The 16318-nt window shown below is 47.4% G+C and carries 13 protein-coding genes and 2 pseudogenes; 9 read left to right on the top strand and 6 right to left on the bottom strand.

Translation table 11 applies throughout. The features are described from left to right. A pseudogene (locus ACQY6I_RS19550) lies at positions 1-136 on the bottom strand (transposase); the annotation flags it as partial. A gap of 368 nt (positions 137-504) precedes the next feature. On the opposite strand from ACQY6I_RS19550, the gene ACQY6I_RS19545 reads away from it, so the two are divergent. Together ACQY6I_RS19545 and ACQY6I_RS19540 are read left to right on the top strand one after the other, a co-directional pair. Beyond that, entirely contained in the window at positions 505-1413 is a 909-nt protein-coding gene (locus tag ACQY6I_RS19545) for an NAD-dependent epimerase/dehydratase family protein (RefSeq protein WP_428243192.1), read from the top strand. A 370-nt stretch (positions 1414-1783) separates the two neighbouring features. After that, positions 1784-2140 carry a VOC family protein gene (locus tag ACQY6I_RS19540; RefSeq protein ID WP_428243191.1) on the top strand — a complete coding sequence of 119 codons (357 nt, stop codon included), beginning with the start codon at positions 1784-1786 and terminating at the stop codon, positions 2138-2140. Between the two features lie 79 nt (positions 2141-2219). Here the strand turns inward: ACQY6I_RS19540 and ACQY6I_RS19535 are convergent, their stop codons facing one another. Next, positions 2220-3626 (bottom strand): MFS transporter, encoded by a 1407-nt coding sequence (locus ACQY6I_RS19535; protein ID WP_428243190.1) that lies wholly within the window; start codon positions 3624-3626, stop codon positions 2220-2222. Between the two features lie 275 nt (positions 3627-3901). Here ACQY6I_RS19535 and ACQY6I_RS19530 point away from each other — a divergent pair. From ACQY6I_RS19530 to panB, 3 genes and pseudogenes are all read left to right on the top strand, one after another. Beyond that, positions 3902-4183, top strand: a pseudogene (locus ACQY6I_RS19530) (transposase); the annotation flags it as partial. Between the two features lie 735 nt (positions 4184-4918). Further along, the gene (locus ACQY6I_RS19525; RefSeq protein ID WP_428243189.1) at positions 4919-5428 is read left to right on the top strand and encodes an N-acetyltransferase family protein; all 510 of its coding nucleotides are present in this window, start codon (positions 4919-4921) and stop codon (positions 5426-5428) included. Between the two features lie 437 nt (positions 5429-5865). Then, on the top strand, positions 5866-6648 hold the full coding sequence (gene panB, locus ACQY6I_RS19520) for a 3-methyl-2-oxobutanoate hydroxymethyltransferase (protein WP_428243188.1): 783 nt from the start codon (positions 5866-5868) through the stop codon (positions 6646-6648). Between the two features lie 324 nt (positions 6649-6972). Here panB and ACQY6I_RS19515 read toward each other — a convergent pair whose 3' ends face one another. Next, on the bottom strand, positions 6973-7257 hold the full coding sequence (locus ACQY6I_RS19515) for a hypothetical protein (protein ID WP_428243187.1): 285 nt from the start codon (positions 7255-7257) through the stop codon (positions 6973-6975). Between the two features lie 28 nt (positions 7258-7285). Between ACQY6I_RS19515 and ACQY6I_RS19510 the strand changes: the two genes are divergently transcribed. The 3 genes from ACQY6I_RS19510 to ACQY6I_RS19500 all read left to right on the top strand — a co-directional run bounded on the left by ACQY6I_RS19510 (position 7286) and on the right by ACQY6I_RS19500 (position 12014). After that, positions 7286-7681 carry a GFA family protein gene (locus tag ACQY6I_RS19510; RefSeq protein WP_428243186.1) on the top strand — a complete coding sequence of 132 codons (396 nt, stop codon included), beginning with the start codon at positions 7286-7288 and terminating at the stop codon, positions 7679-7681. Positions 7682-7786: 105 nt separating this feature from the next. Then, positions 7787-10153, top strand: a complete 2367-nt coding sequence (locus ACQY6I_RS19505; RefSeq protein ID WP_428243185.1) for a penicillin acylase family protein — start codon at positions 7787-7789, stop codon at positions 10151-10153. A gap of 79 nt (positions 10154-10232) precedes the next feature. After that, positions 10233-12014: an ABC transporter transmembrane domain-containing protein gene (locus tag ACQY6I_RS19500; RefSeq protein ID WP_428243184.1), complete on the top strand. Its 1782-nt coding sequence runs from the start codon at positions 10233-10235 to the stop codon at positions 12012-12014. Between the two features lie 20 nt (positions 12015-12034). On the opposite strand, the gene ACQY6I_RS19495 is transcribed toward ACQY6I_RS19500, so the two are convergent. The 3 genes from ACQY6I_RS19495 to ACQY6I_RS19485 form a co-directional block, all read right to left on the bottom strand. Then, positions 12035-12742, bottom strand: a complete 708-nt coding sequence (locus tag ACQY6I_RS19495; protein ID WP_428243183.1) for a GIN domain-containing protein — start codon at positions 12740-12742, stop codon at positions 12035-12037. A 225-nt stretch (positions 12743-12967) separates the two neighbouring features. Then, positions 12968-13528, bottom strand: a complete 561-nt coding sequence (locus ACQY6I_RS19490; protein WP_428243182.1) for a cupin domain-containing protein — start codon at positions 13526-13528, stop codon at positions 12968-12970. Between the two features lie 159 nt (positions 13529-13687). Further along, complete coding sequence (locus ACQY6I_RS19485) at positions 13688-15094, bottom strand: MATE family efflux transporter (protein WP_428243181.1); 1407 nt, start codon at positions 15092-15094, stop codon at positions 13688-13690. A 279-nt stretch (positions 15095-15373) separates the two neighbouring features. On the opposite strand from ACQY6I_RS19485, the gene ACQY6I_RS19480 reads away from it, so the two are divergent. Further along, positions 15374-16213 (top strand): helix-turn-helix transcriptional regulator, encoded by an 840-nt coding sequence (locus ACQY6I_RS19480; protein WP_428243180.1) that lies wholly within the window; start codon positions 15374-15376, stop codon positions 16211-16213. The last annotated feature ends 105 nt before the right edge of the window (positions 16214-16318 follow it).

Here is a 16318-nt window from a genome sequence, read left to right as displayed (position 1 = left end):
ACTGGCGGCGGTGTTCGTAACTGGTTTGAGTGAGAGGATCGAAGCCGCAGAGAAAGGCCCGTCGAACGCAGCGGGAGGTACAATGATAGTACGGGGTGGCATGGAGTGATATCTGCGACTTCCTTGATCGGGCCATGGCTTTATCCTGATATATATACAGTGTTGAATAATGCCAGTTGGGAAAACTTGAAGCAAGGATTTGATACGTATGTTTTGAAAGAGTGGGTGTCTTTTTAAATTTTTGTCAACTTAGTTGTACTGATGAACGGGTGGGTGTCCTGTTAATTTATCTTAACTTTGAAAAGTGGAGGTCTTTATTCATTCAAGTGGGTGTCCATTTAAATTTTTGTCAACTCGTTATATTGATAATAGGCACTCGATAGTTTGGGGGGATGTGTTTGATTTCTTTATAAACCTGGGCTGAGTAAATATTGTGTCGACAGGGCCTAACAAAAGGTGATTATAATTCTGTTGTAAAGAAGTCAATTTGACAGAGGTAATCATATGAACTCCAAGCGAATATTATTTACAGGTGGATCAGGTAAGGCGGGAAAGTATGTCGTTGCGTATCTACTTGAGCAGGGCTATCGAGTATTAAATGTCGATTTGGTGGCTTTGGATTACCCCGGTGTGGATAATTTAATTGCTGATATCACTGATTCCGGACAAGTGTTTAATGCTTTGAGTTCTTATGCCGGTTTTGACGAGCTGGAGCCTGGTAACGGTGTGCCAACATTTGATGCTGTAGTGCATTTTGCCGCCATCCCTCGTATTTTAATTAACCCTGATAATGAAACGTTTAGGGTTAATACCATGGGGACCTACAATGTGATCGAAGCGGCCGTTAAGCTTGGTATCAAAAAGGTGGTTATTGCTTCGTCAGAGACGACTTATGGTATCTGTTTTTCTGATGGCAAAACCAACCCTCATACATTGCCATTAGAGGAAGATTATGATGTTGACCCCATGGATAGTTACGGACTATCCAAGGTGGTTAATGAGAAAACTGCTCGTAGTTTTCAGCGTCGTTCCGGCTTTGATATTTATGCGCTTCGTATTGGCAATGTCATTGAGCCTCATGAATACGCTGAACGGTTTCCGAATTATTTCAAACATCCAGAAGTGCGTCGTAGGAATGCTTTTTGTTATATTGATGCCCGTGACCTGGGGCAAATTGTGGATTTATGCTTAAAAAAAGATGGTCTGGGTTTCCAGATTTTTAATGCTGGTAACGATCACAATGGCGCAATTATTCCTACTAAAGAGTTAGCAGAACGGTTTTTTCCTGATGTTCCCTTTACTCGGGAAATGGGAGAGCATGAGGCATTGTTCTCAAACCGTAAAATCCGTGAAGTGCTGGGTTTTAAAGAGCAGCATAACTGGCGCAAATATGTCAGCGCCGGTGATGAGTAGGACCCGCTATCACTCAATAAAAACGGCATATGTACCCACAAGCCGGGTTTTTATTGAGTGTCGTTAAACATCGCATTTTTCAGAGGTTCCCTAGGGTTGCCAACTTTATGAAGCGCCAGGTGATAAGTAGATATAAAGGGATTTTTAACCAGATACCACCAAAGATTCTGTTTTTACTAGGTTTGCTTAAAACGTCGTTCTGCGATGTCAGGTATATCAGCACCACCATTAGTCATGCGGTGACACACGATACCTAAAATCTATTTAAACAGTGTTATTGCGACTTCGTTGATGTGCGGTAGCTTTATCATGATAAAGATGTACAGTATTGGTGTGAAGTATCACTTAGCCTATAAATGGAGATATCGTTGTGAGCGAGAACGAAAAAATAAACTATGTGGAATTTCCCTCCCGTGACCTAACGGCAACCAAGTCTTTTTTTCATCAGGCGTTTGGTTGGGAGTTTACGGATTATGGTCCGGATTATAGCGCCTTTTCGAACCAGGGGTTGGATGGTGGCTTTTTTAAGTCAGATCAATGTTCTCTGACCAGTCAGGGAGCGGCCTTGATTGTATTGTTCAGTCATCAGCTTGAGCAGAGTGAGGAAAAGGTCCGTGCAGCCGGTGGTACAATCGTTAGAGAAATTTTCAGTTTTCCAGGTGGTCGGCGTTTTCACTTTATCGAGCCCGGTGGTAATGAGTTTGCTGTCTGGGGTGATGCGAATTAAACGGAGTGTTTTTTCGGCACTATGCCAGGGAGAAGCTTTTTTGACTTCTCTCTGACTGCAGATAACGTTGAAGCGTTGATTATTTGTTATTCTTTTTCTGATCCTTTTTCTTGGAAGTAACGGTTAACCAATCCATAACCATTCCAGAGATGGCATTAAATCGTGAAACCCTGAGCACCAGCTGCAATACCTCAGGGCGATGGCGGATTTTGGGCTCGGCGAGCTTTGGTAAAAACCAGATCACGACCAGAACTCGCATGAGTGAGCTGGCACAGAATACCATTAACAGTGTACTTCGCAGGTGTTCTTGCAGATAAGTAGAGTTAGCAGACAGTTCAGCCACCCAGCCTCCCAGTAAAGCTCCACAGAAGACCAATGTTGCTGCAATGGCAGACTGGACCGCTGCATAAGTGGCAAAATTGCTTCGGTGCGGGCGAATATCGTACAAATAGTTGGCTGTAGAGAGTGTGAATCCACTCCAGCCCAGACCAGCCATGATCTGCACACCAATCAGGTATAGTTTCGAAGGTGATCCCAACCATAGTAGCGGTAGCATCATGATCATCATACTTGTGATTGTGATAACCAAATGATTTCCAAAACGGTCGCTGACTTTGCCCCAGAACTTCAGGGTGATGAACTGAGTCAGAATCGAGACGATACTGTTGATGGCAAAATCGAAATAACTGAATTGCAGATCCCTCAACATATACACAGAAAAATAAGGCGCTGAAATCGCGACCATCCCTTGCATGCCAGCGATGAAAAATGAGTAGTTGCGAAAATCCTTATCCTGCATGGAACTCAGCATTTGCTTGAAGGTTCCACTGACAATGGTGGGTGATTTTATGAGCTTGGCGGCAGGGTCATGCATTAAATACAGATAACGGGACGAGCAAAAACGGCCAATACCGGCAATCGCGAACAATGCGGCAAAGCCGAGCCAGGAGAGCCCGGATTTTTCACTCAGTGACAAAAAAGCACCACCACCGAGAAAAATCAGAACAGAGGTTGCCATGGTCAACCGGGTACGGGCGGCAAAAAAGGTACCCCGTCTGCGAGCGGGTACTAGTTGTCCCATCCAGGCCCGCCAGTGAGGCTGAATGATGTTGGTGCTGCTATGGTACAGAATGGCAAGCATCAGCAGCCAGTACATTGCCGTACTGGGGTTGATCAATGCCAGAGCCGCAATCATCATAACCACGGCTGTCTGAATAAAAGCCGTAACATATACCAGAGGTCTGCGCGGCAGTACCGAACCTAACCAGACTGATAATAACTGTGATAATGCGCCAATTAGTTGCGGAAAAGCCGTCAGCCAGGACATTTGCAAAGCATTGGCTTGAAAAAAAATGGCCAGAGGATTGAGAAAATTGTCGCTGGTAGCGGTCATGGCGGCAGAGGCCACGGCTTCTTTTTGCGAGATATTCAGGGTCTTTCTTAGTTGTTTTTTGGTTCGTATCTTGGGTGCAGCGATATCAGTCATTGGGGGGTGAAACAAGCTAATGGGGAGACTTTAAAAGTGTAATCTAAATATAAGTTTTTATCTTTCATACTCAAGAAAAATAAGGATGATTTTTAGTGTTAAAGCTATCACTAAAGGGTAAGCATTTGTTGGAAGATTGCGACATTCATATTTGAGATTGAATGCTAATATACAAACACATCAGGCTAACCCGAATATTTCATCAAAACAGGACTACGGAACTGCTTTAACCTTATGTTATAGGCGCTAACACACAAAATAAGATCGGTTCCGCGATGACAGAATGTGACCAAACTTCTTTCTCTTTTCCATCCGTCAAACACCGCAAAGTCGACGTGAATTTTAACGGAGGTGAAATCTCTTCCGATCTCGGAATGTGGTTGCTCAGAGAAATTGATAAACGACTGAGGTTAACAACGGCCATAGATCGTGTTTTGTGTGATAACCGTGTTCAGGGGCGATGTGACGATACTCAACTGACGATGCTACGCCAACGCATCTATGCCCTGGCCACCGGCTACGAAGATCTCAATGACCATTGCACACTGCGTCATGATACGGTATTTGATTCATTTGGCATGATGTCCTGATACAACAATTTATCGACAGCTTTAAGACGCCTCCCAAGAAACTGATTCTGGACTTCGACGCCACGGATAACCCCCTTCATGGTGATCAGGTGGATTACCTCATCAGTATGGGTCAGAACAGTCGCTTGCTGGAAGGAGCACGCAGCGCCCGGCACTGGGCGTAACGGTATTACACACTGGATGGAAAGGCGCAGAAGTGATTCGAAACCTGGCGCCGGGATAACGTTCAAGGAGTGCTGCCCCAGCACAAGGATCAACTCTGGGGGGTGGGGGAGTTGTGTTCGGAACTCGGGCTATCCGAACAATCCAGACGATTTTTTAATGAAGTCACCCACGAAAATAGATTGGGTATCGAAAATTGCCGGTAGCTTATTCATGTTTTGGATTTGATGAGATATTTGGGCTAGAGGTGATTTTAACAAATCGTTGGCTATATATATAAAGTACACGAAAGGTGTTTGATGGGGCTTGGCATTGAAATAATTTTCATGGTTGTCGGTTGTCGGTTGTCGGTTGTCGGTTGATGCTTTTAACCGTATTCGATGTTTCTTGGTGTGTTTTCACAACCGGAATTGTATGCTACTTATCAACTCAGTCCGACTTGCCTGTCATTAACCGGTAGAATCTGAAAATTCGGGCATATCTGATTGCTGGCTTAAACATTTTAAAATCGGAACAGACTTTTTATAACAGAGGAACACGATGGAGCTTTCTGAAGTTGTCAATACAGTTGGTCTTGAACGGCAACTGGTGGAGTTATTGATTGACACGGTTGCCAGTGGTGCATCCATTGGTTTTATCGCGCCATTAGCTGAGGATGATGCAGTGGCCTATTGGCGTCAGGTCAATCAGGAACTTGCATCGCAAGAGCGAAAAATGTATGTGGCCATGGAACAGGGGAACCTGACCGGGGTGGTGCAACTGGCTTTGTGTGGTAAAGCTAATGGTTTACACCGGGCCGAGGTGGAAAAGCTGATGGTGCATACCCGTGAACGAGGAAAGGGGGTGGGCAAACAGTTAATGAGACATATGGAACAACAGGCCCGGCAATTGGGGCGTGAATTGTTGGTGCTGGATACCCGTGTGGGCGATACGGCCTCATATTTGTATCGTAAGCTTGATTATATTGAAGCGGGACAAATTCCCCAGTTTGCCTTGAGTTCCGCAGGAACCCTGGATGGAACGGTGTATTTTTATAAACTGTTAAATTAAGGAACCCCTTAAAAATATCTGCTAAGCCGATATATTCAAGACAATAAATGTTGCCAGAGAAAGCAATCCGTCCTGATTGTTCGGCTCTTTCAACGCCGTCTGATGTGAATGAAGGTCAGACTATCGGTTGGAGGAGGATTTTTCCTCCTATCTTCGTCAGCTGTAAAAAATGTATGACAGTTAATGTGCAAACACCATGATCGCCAGCGCAGTTATGACAGTCACACTCCCAATAACATAATACCCATAGTAGAATTTCTAGCAGATGGCCAGTGTGGATGATCTCAGGCCATCCCGATGTTCTTGGACTGATTGCCATTGGTCCGACTCGCATCGGACCTGGTTCATTGGCGGTAGGTTGTGTCACCGCACTTATTAGTCTAGTCCGGCAGTATTTGCCGACGGATTAATAAATCAATATGACAGGAGATAAAACCATGAAAATAACAGCTCAAGCGTTTGTCGAGATGAAAGGTGAAAAGTCGATTGCGATGTTGACGGCTTATACCTGCCCTGTGGCCCGAAGCCTTGAACAGGCAGGTATTCCGATCCTGCTGGTTGGAGATACTGTGGGCATGGTGGAGATGGGATTTGACAGCACCCGTCATGTGACGATCGAGCACATGGAATACCATGTGGGGGCTGTTCGTCGTGGAGCACCCGATACGCATGTGATTGGTGATCTGCCTTATATGACCGATAGTCATCCAGAAATTGCATTGGCCAGTGCCCGGCGGTTAATGGCTGCGGGCGCCGACAGTGTCAAACTGGAAGGACCAAAATTGGATGTTATTGCCGAGTTGACCCGACATGGTATTCCGGTGATCGGTCACACCGGTCTGACGCCTCAGACTGCCAAGAGTTTTGCCCGAGTCGGGCGCACGGATGCAGACGCCCAGCGGATTAAAGATGAAGCGTTGGCCATTCAGAATGCCGGTGCATTTATGCTGGTGCTGGAGCATATTCCCTATGATCTGGCCCGACAGATTACGGCCATGCTTGAGATTCCCGTAATTGGTATTGGTGCTGGACCGGACTGTGATGGTCAGGTGTTGGTGATCAATGATGCGTTGGGTTTGGGGGATTACTGGCCGCCATTTTCCAAGCAGTATGCACATGTCACGAAAACGGTGCTAGAAGTTGCCAAAGACTTTGCTAAAGAAGTTGAAAGCCGGGAGTTTCCAAATAACATTATTCAGTTGACGGGTTCCGGGCACTGATTGTTAATCTCCGGGAAGGGCAACGTGCCCTTCCCCTGCAGCATTATATCATCACTGTACCCTTACTCATGTTGGTTTTCTGATCGCGGTGCGGAATCTGATTTCGAATAATTTGTTAAGGTGTTTGCTGTCTGAAAATATGAGGGGTGCCACCCTGGTATAAAGTATTTCAGAGTTGATTTTGAATTGGCTGGAGAATTGTGACTGCTGAATAAGTTGTGGAATGACAGTCTCGGCCAACCCAACCCAACCCAACCCAACCCAACCCAACCCAACCCAAAGCAAAGCAATTCAGTTAGCCAGCGCCTGAAACGGTTCAGCCTTTCAGACGGCATCTGTGGCGACTGGTTTTTCTGCCAGATATTGTTTTGCAGATTGTCTTAGGTGGAAAAAAGCCTTTTTTATCGCGTGCAGGTTGAAAGTTCTGACAGTCAACCAAGAAATCCTTTGGTGCTGGCCGATGTAGCATAGTTTTATAAAAGCAGAATATGTTGTCATAAATTCGCGGATATTCATCCTCAATCCGGATAGTTTTTTTTGCCAGTCGGGGCAGAATAATAATGGTTCTTTTTGTTTCATGTTTTGCGCTATGCTGTGCTCGTGAAACATGGGTGAAATCCAGACTGAGGAGGTTGACATGCTAAAGGGTAGTTGTTTATGTGGTTCTGTTCAGTATCAGATTGATGGTGAACTGGGTGATATCATGATGTGTCACTGTCAAAAATGCCGTAAGGCGAATGGTACAGCCTATGCTACCAATGCTGCGGTAAATACATCTGAATTTCATTTCATTGATGATCACTCCTCTGTTGCAGAATACGAATCCACTCCCGGTGTATTTCGTGTTTTTTGCCAAAAATGCGGTTCACCTCTCTACAGCCGGCGGCCGCAAATGCCGGATGTACTGCGTTTGCGTATCGGCACATTGGATACCCCTGTTACGACTAAGCCTGTGACTCACATTTTTGTCGGTTCAAAGGCTGAATGGGAGGATATTCATGATGACTTGCCTCAATATAATGAGCGTCCCTGAAGCGTTGTCTTTTTGTATGTTGTTTTCATAACCCATTGTCGGACTAACTGTGAGTGTATCATGTTGTCTTGATACGCCGATTAGCTGATCAAAAGAATAATAACAATGCTGAAAAAAACTATAGTTGTATTACTGTCGTTAATAGTCGTCGCTGTTCTCGCTTTGGGATTGATACTGTATAGCCGATTACCGGATCGAACTGGAACAGTGGGTTTAGCTGGCCTGAACCGTCCGGTGGATGTTGTATTTGACCGCTGGGGAATTCCTCACATTAAAGCCGATAAACCTCAGGATGCGTACCAGGCTCTGGGGTATCTTCATGCACAGGATCGATTGTTCCAGATAGAGCTGCTAAAGCGTTTGTCTCAGGGAAGGCTCGCGGAAGTACTCGGACCATCATTGGTGCCAGTTGATCGCTTGTTTCGGACATTGGGACTGAAACGACATGCCGAACGCTGGGTGGTGGAAATGCAAGACACTATGGAACCGGACATGCTTGAGAATCTCTATGCCTATGTTCGCGGCGTCAATCAGTTCATCGAAGCACGACGGTTGCCGATAGAGTTTGATCTGTTGGGTATTCCTTCACAGCCTTACACGTTGGAGGATATGGCATCCATTACCGGTTATATGAGCTGGTCGTTTGCTCAGGCCAACCATGAGGATCCGGTTGTTCAGTATGTCGCACAGCAATTGGGAGATGCTTATCTGACTGATCTGGCAATCTCTGCTGGTGCTCAGACAGAAGTGATCCCGGTGGATGTACTGGCATCAGTGCAACAGGGATTGGTGCAGGTTCCCGGCATCGGTACATTTATTGGTAGCAATGGTTGGGTACTTGGGCCGCGTATGAGTGCATCCGGCAAAGTGTTGTTCGTCAATGATCCCCATATCGGTGTCAGTCAGCCATCTGCCTGGTATGAGGCTCAACTCCAGGCCGCAGGTCTGGATATTTATGGTCATTTCCTGGCAGGTCTGGCTTTCCCTCTGTTGGGTCATAACCGTTCCTATGCCTGGGGAATGACCATGTTTGAAAATGATGACATCGATTTTTACTACGAAACCGAAGATGCCGATCATCCCGGCCAATATCGCTATCGGGACCAGTGGTTGGATTATGAGATTTATCCAGAGGTCATTTCGGTCAAAGATGGTGCTGATGTGCAGTTAGATGTGAAAGTCAGTCGTCATGGGCCTATCGTTAGCAATGTGTTTCAGCCTTTGGACCCCTCAGGTGGCAGTATTGCCATGGATTGGGAATTCCTGGAACCCGGTAACGGTCTGTTTGCCGCATTTTATCAGTTGCAGCGAGCTGACACGGTTGCTAAAGCCCGTGCAGCTGCCAGTCTGATCCATGCGCCGGGATTGAATCTGATGTATGGCAATGAACATGGGGATTACGCTTGGTTTGCCGCTGCCCGGTTGCCGATCAGGCCCGATCATGTGAACAGCAAAATGATCCTAGATGGTGCCAGTGGTGAGGATGATCCGGTTGGGTATCAGGCGTTCGATCGCAATCCCCAGTCCGTGAATCCTGAGGTTGGTTATGTATATTCAGCCAACAATCAGCCTGGGGCGGTATCCGGGAAATTGGTTCCGGGCTATTTTGCTCCCCGGGACCGGGCTGTTCGGATCGTCAAATTTCTTCAGCCGAACCGACGCTATACTTCGGAAGACATGAAGGCGTTGTTACTGGATGACGTATCCGAAACCGGGCTGGCATTGGTTCGGGAAATGGATCGACTGTTGAACCGGCGGCCCGAACTGTTCAATGCCCGGGAAATTGAACTGGCACAATTCCTCATGGCCTGGGATGGTCGGCATAATCCCGATGCTATTGCGCCGTCTTTGTATTATTTCTGGCGTCAGCAGTTGCAGCAACAGATTTTTGAAGATGACCTGACACCGGGGTTTTATGGTTTGTTTACCCAGAGTTTTCTGGCAGACCGTTCTTTGTGGTGGATTCTGGATAATCCCGAGTCTCCCTGGTGGGATGATCGCAGTCGTAGTGGTCGGCAGACTAAAGACGAGATTCTGGCCATTGGCTGGAAGGCTGCCATTACCCGGTTGACAGAGATTTATGGCAGCAAATTAAGTGACTGGCAATGGCATAACGTTGCGGTTCTGGAACATCCTCATGCGTTATCCAAAGTTCCTCTGTTGTCGAAGATTTTCAGTGTGGGTCCGTTTCCTGCTAACGGAGGTATCGAAACCATCAATAATCTGGGGTTCGATCTTCAGGCTGATCATTTTAAGGTACGCTCAGCACCTTCAACCCGGAGAATCATTGATTTCGCTGATCCAACTGTGAGTTGGGGCATTAATCCGACAGGGCAGTCAGGTATTCTGATGGACGCTCATTATCGCGATCAGGCGCAATTGTATGCTGATGGTAAATTCCGGCATCAGTGGCTGGATACGAACACCATCAAACAGCATGAATTCACGGAAATGCGGTTCGTACCTAAATAGCAGGACTTGTGCTGATTAAACCTGGGCACCATATCAACAGTCCAAGCTGACTGAGCTTCCCCATACAGGTGCCCGTTTCATGTCCGATTCTCCCTCTCAATCGCGAGCCGGTTTATTACAGTTGTTGAAAATCTGGCCGTTTGTTTCTCGCTATAAAACCATTCTGGTGTTGGCTTTGTGCGCACTGGTGTTTACCTCTGCGATCACTTTAACCTTAGGGCAGGGAATTCGCATTGCCATAGACAAAGGGTTTTTGGCCGCGTCTATGCAATCTCTTAATCAGACTCTGTTATTCATGATGGTGCTGGTGGTGTGTATGGCGGCTGGAACGTTTGTCCGTTTTTATCTGGTGACCTGGTTGGGAGAGCGTGTGGTCGCTGACATTCGCCAGGCCGTGTTCAATCATTTGGTTCACCTGCATCCCAGTTATTTTGAGGAAAACCGTTCCGGTGAAATCACGTCGAGGCTGACGACAGATACCACGCTACTGCAGTCGATCATCGGCTCCAGTCTGAGCTGGGCGTTGCGAAGTGTTATTACGGTGGTTGGAGCATTGATCATGCTGATGATTACCAATTTCAAATTGACGCTGATTGTGCTCGCGGCTGTCCCATTGGTTTTGATACCTATTTTGGTGATTGGTCGACGGGTCAGAGTGCTGGCACGGCGAAGCCAGGATACCGTCGCTGACGTGGGTGCTTATGCTGGCGAAATCATTCAGCAGATCAAAACCGTACAAAGCTATGCCCGTGAAGACTATGAAAAAAAGGCCTTTGGAGCCGAGGTCGGGGAGGCTTTCGATGTCGCCAGGCAGCGGATACGGCAGCGTTCAGTGATGATGTCCACTGTCTTGCTACTGGCTTTTGGGGCTATTTGTCTGATGGTCTGGGTAGGTGGGCGTGATGTCATGGCCGGAGTGATGACGGGAGGTGATCTGGCGGCATTTGTGTTTTATGCCATTATGGTGGCGTTTGGTGTGGCATCAGTATCTGAAGTGATGGGGGAGTTGCAGCGTGCGGCCGGTGCTATCGAAAGACTACTGGAGTTACTTGCTGTTGAGTCGCTGATTCAGTCACCTGAGCGTGTCAAAGAGATGAACGCCGCCCCCGATTATCATTTGCAGCTTGATCAGGTGACTTTCAACTATCCAAGTCGACCGGACCGGCATGCGTTGCATGAATTGACGCTAAACATCAGAGCCGGAGAAACGGTTGCCCTGGTGGGACCCAGTGGCGCCGGGAAATCCACACTGTTTGAAATTCTGCTGCGTTTTTATGATCCCCAACGTGGGCAGGTACTGTTGAATGATATGGATATCCGCGAACTCAATTTACAGCAACTGCGTCAGGAAATGGCTCTGGTTCCGCAGCAGCCGGTTTTGTTCAGTACCGATGTTATGACCAATATCCGTTATGGCCGACCCGATGCCAGTGATGAGGAAGTCTATGCAGCTGCCAGAGCCGCTTATGCCGATGAATTTATTCGTCAGTTACCGCAGCAATATCACAGTTATTTGGGTGAGAATGGTGTTCGACTCAGTGGTGGACAAAAACAACGCATCGTCATTGCCAGAGCGATTCTGAACAATCCCCGGATTTTATTATTGGATGAAGCGACCTCAGCACTGGATGCAGAAAGTGAACATAAGGTGCAAAAGGCGCTGGATGTGCTGATGCAAAACCGGACTACGTTGATCATTGCACACCGGCTGGCAACAGTGATTAATGCTGATCGTATCGTAGTGATGAATGAAGGGCGGGTAGTCGCCCAGGGGCAGCATGGTCAGTTGGTACAGCAGTCGCCGTTGTATCAGCGTTTGGCAGAGCTGCAGTTTTCTCAAGGTGGAGCAGAACTTGCCTGAAGCTTTGGCTTCAGGCGTTATTACTCATCAAGTGCGCGGATGTAGGCGTTGCTGCGAATAGTCTGATCCAGCAAGGGATGACCGTAGTACTGCACCAGTGTGCTGCCGCGTGCGAGCACCTTCAGGAACTCCCAGACATTCACGGTTTCAATACCATTACCCCAAATGTTGAGATTCGCGGTTCTCGCCTTTAAACGAGCAGCATCGATACTGCCATTACCGAGCACTGCCAGTTGAAGATGATCGGTTTCTCCGCTGACTTCCAGCAAAACATCTCCGGTCGTGGAGATATCAATCAGGCTGGTTTTAGCTCGAATATGGCCGCGAACATCACCACTGATATCGAGTTCCAGATTTTTGGTCTCCAGTGGTAATGGCGTATTAATGGTAAAACTGCCCTGGAGGTCCATTTCATCAAGGTGGATTACCGTCAGCCGGTAGGAAATAAGATCATTTTTACAGCGTCCGGGAGTGATTGTCAGACGATCCCGACTGGTTCTGAATTTAAACGCTTCCATGACAGAGGGTTTGGTGAGGACTTCCAGTTTGTAAGAATCACCCTGTACCAGCTCCAGATAAAACACGCCACTGATAGACAGCTTGTTGGCGGTTAGCAGACGGTACTCTTTGCTAATATCGGTTTCGGTGCTATCCGCACACAGAGCATGGGAATACCCACTGAATAGCAGAGCTGAGGTAAATAACAAGGTGTAAACAGCTTGTCTCATTGTTTTCCTTGGACAATAAACAATAGAAGTGGTCGGCCATTATATGTTCATAGCAATCTGGGCTAGATCCCGGGGGGGCAACTGCATGGCCAGGAACCGACGGATCAGACGTTACTGTATTTACTGAAGTTTGAACAGAGCCTGAGGTAGTGGCTTTATTGTTTCTTTAAGTCTGGCTGTGAGTCAGTGCCACAGCACCGGCTAATGGAACCGGTGCTGTTGGATTCAACGAATTTCCTCGGCAAATTCACCGTCTATTAAAATAAATGCGATACGGGCAGTTTCTTCGCTCCGGTTGCTCCAGGCATGATTGGTTCCCCGCTGGACCACAATATCACCGGGTTTCAGTAGTACCTCACCTTCATCCACCATCAACCAAAGTTCTCCCGATAACAGAATTCCATAATCGATGGTTTCTGTCCGATGCATGATTTTATGGCGCTTATCTGTTTGGGTGTCAGCGGCATGGCTGGCACCGAGATCAGCAAATGCATCTGTCAGGGCTTCCTCGGAGATGTTGTTTTGCACGCTGTCAGGAGGAATGTCCACCACTCGAATCGTGGTGCCACCCGATGCCGGTTGTAAGGTTACCGGTTTGCCGGTGGGATCATCGCTATTGTCAATAATGGCTGGTGTCTGCTGAGTATTCCAGACTTCGTGAAACACAATGCCCGGTATGGCCGGGATCTGGAGGACGGTGGTGGTCGTTCCGTCACTGCTGATTGTCGCTTTACCGTGTTCGTTATGACCGGTCACGATGCGGCGTACAGGAGGCAGGTTTGTCATAGGGCACCTTCACTGGGTTGTGGAAGTTGCAGCTTAGACCACTTTGGCTAAATACGGGCAGTTGCATTGCCGGAGTCGTGAAATGGTTCTTAAAAAGCGTTTTTGGCGGGGGAGCGGGGAGTTATGAGCCGGTACCAATACCGGCTCGCAGGCATGACATCAGGCAATGGCAGGCACTTCTACCGAAGAATCTTCATTTTCCAGAGTCAGGTTACGTTTCCAGTGACCCTTACGATAGCGCCAGAAACTGAAGATGGCTTTGTTCACCTCTTCAACCATAATAAGTGCATAAACGATTTCGTAACGTGCTCCGAAGATCAGAGCTGCGGTGGCGGTAATTGGCAGACCGAGCACCCACATGCTGAGCATGTCGTTGAACAGGCAGAAACGGTTATCTCCACCGGCACGCAGAATACCGTTGATCAGTGTCATGTTCATAACTTTCACCCAGAACAACAGTCCCATAATGATGAATACATGATCAGCCAATGCCAGCGTCGCTTCATCCAGATGATCAAAACCAGCGAAGATTCCGCCTCTGGCCAAAATCAGAATTCCGCCCAGCATAAATGACAGGGTCGGATTGACCACTACAAAAAACTTTGCCAGCTTGGTGGCCGTGTCAAAATCACTACGTCCAAGACTTTGTCCGATCATGATGGAGCAGGCAGCGCTCATGCCCATGAAAACGGAATGATACAGGCCTTCGATCGGGGAAATCAGACTGATGACTGCCAGTGGGGTGGTGCCCATACGACCTGCGATCCAGTGATATCCAAATGAACCGATAGCCCATAGACTGAAATTCACGATCAAAGGCCAGGTAAGGCGCCAGTACTTTCTGATCAACAATGGGTCGAAAGACTTTATATAATCCGCCAAATGCAGGTGCAGTGGGTGTTTGCTGAATTTCAAATACCCAAAAATCAGTATGACCTGGATGGTGCGGGCAATATCTGTTGCCAGTGCGGCACCGGAAACGCCCATGGCTGGTAACCCAAAGTGACCATCAATCAGAGCATAGTTCAGCAGTACGTTAAGACCGATGGCGATGGCGGCCATAATCAGAGGCAGTACGGTCTGATTCAATGATCTTAGGGCACCCTCATAGATAATGATTGCATGGGTCAGTAACAGTAGCGGCGCACTCCAAAGAATATAGTCGACCCCTAATTGGGCAACGACAGGGTCATCATTGGAAAAACGGAAAATGTCGTTGGCAAAGATCAGCAGCAGTGCTGTCAAAACAGTCAACATGACAATACCGGTCATTAGCGCCAGGGCAACAACGGACTTGGCCCGCTGAACATTTTTAGTACCCCAGTATTGGGCAATCAGTACACTCGATCCGGTGGCCATACTGGCCATGATGACAACCGTCACAAAGTGAATCTTGCCGCCCAGGCCGACGGCTGCAACGGCTTCGTTGCCGATCGTGCCGACCATGAAAATATCAATCATACCTAACAGCGATACCAGCATGGTCTGTATGGCCACTGGCAGCGCAAGTTGTACCAATTGGCTAAAGAAACCTCTATAGGCACGCCATTGTGCAACAATAAACATGTGTATTCCTCACACTGAAAAATATAATCCGCGACCTGTTATCGGAACATGGTCACAAATATCCACTATATGAAAATGAGTTTTTATTATGATGACGGGTTAATATGCTCTGGAAGCCAGAAGTAGCTTTCTGAAAGAGATATTATGCTGCGTATACTACCGGGATTTTTCTATAAGAATATGTTTTAAAATATCAATAACCTTTGCAAAAATATCATTACAATAAAATGACCGAGGTTTTCTGAATCGTCGCTGAAGCTGTTGGTAAGAGGAGAGAGTATGGTGGATTTTGAAGAAATCTTAACACTTGGGCCGGAATGCCGGGAATCGTTTCTGACTCAGCAGGATATCCCTGAACTCAAGAGCCAGGAAATCAAGATTGCTGGTATTTCACGCCTGAAGCCACCGTATGTGGTCGCTCGGAAGGACCCCGATATTCATACTTTGCTGTTTACTGTGCGGGGTGAAGGTATTTTGACAACTGCTTCTGATCGCCAGACCATCGGTCCGAACACGCTTGCAATATTGCGTGCCCGGCAGCCATATCGCTTTGAGATTTCCACCGACTCCTGGGATATGGGTTGGATGCTGCTCAACCCGATGCCGGAATGGTCGCTGTTTGATAATGCAGAGCAGGAAGTCCGGCCATGTTTTCAGTCAGTGCCTATCTATCATTTGTTCAGTATTCTTCATCACGAGATTGAAGGAGCCGCGGTGGCACGGCAGAACGTTTTGAATCAGATCATCAGTTATTTGAATAGCGCATTGTTGGAAAACCGTGAGAACAGACGTATACGTCAACTGGAACTGTTTTATACCCATTTGGATGAGCAGTTGCATTATCCGTGGACGGTGAACGCGCTGGCGAAAAAAATCTACTGCTCCGTACCCCATCTGCATCGTTTATGTCAGCAGGCTTTTGGCAGAGGACCAATGCAGCAATTGACCTGGCTGCGGATGGAAAAAGCCAAGCAGCTGTTGCTGCAGACCGAATGGAGCATTCAGGAAATCGCCAGCCGGATCGGCTATGCCGATGCATTTAATTTTTCCACTCGGTTCAAGAAATCCGTTGGCGTGGCGCCAAGTCATTATCGGGTATTAAAAGGAGCGCTTCCGTGAAGCTGCACATAACGATGCCGACGGCCAGGGTCTGTTTACGGTGACTGTTCACTAAATTGAGTGCTTATGGAAATTACCAAAGCATAATTCAAAATTATCGAACCG

It is taken from the genome of Gynuella sp., from assembly GCF_050297175.1.
Taxonomy (GTDB): Bacteria; Pseudomonadota; Gammaproteobacteria; order Pseudomonadales; family Natronospirillaceae; genus Gynuella.
This window is presented reverse-complemented; position numbering and strand designations above follow the sequence as displayed.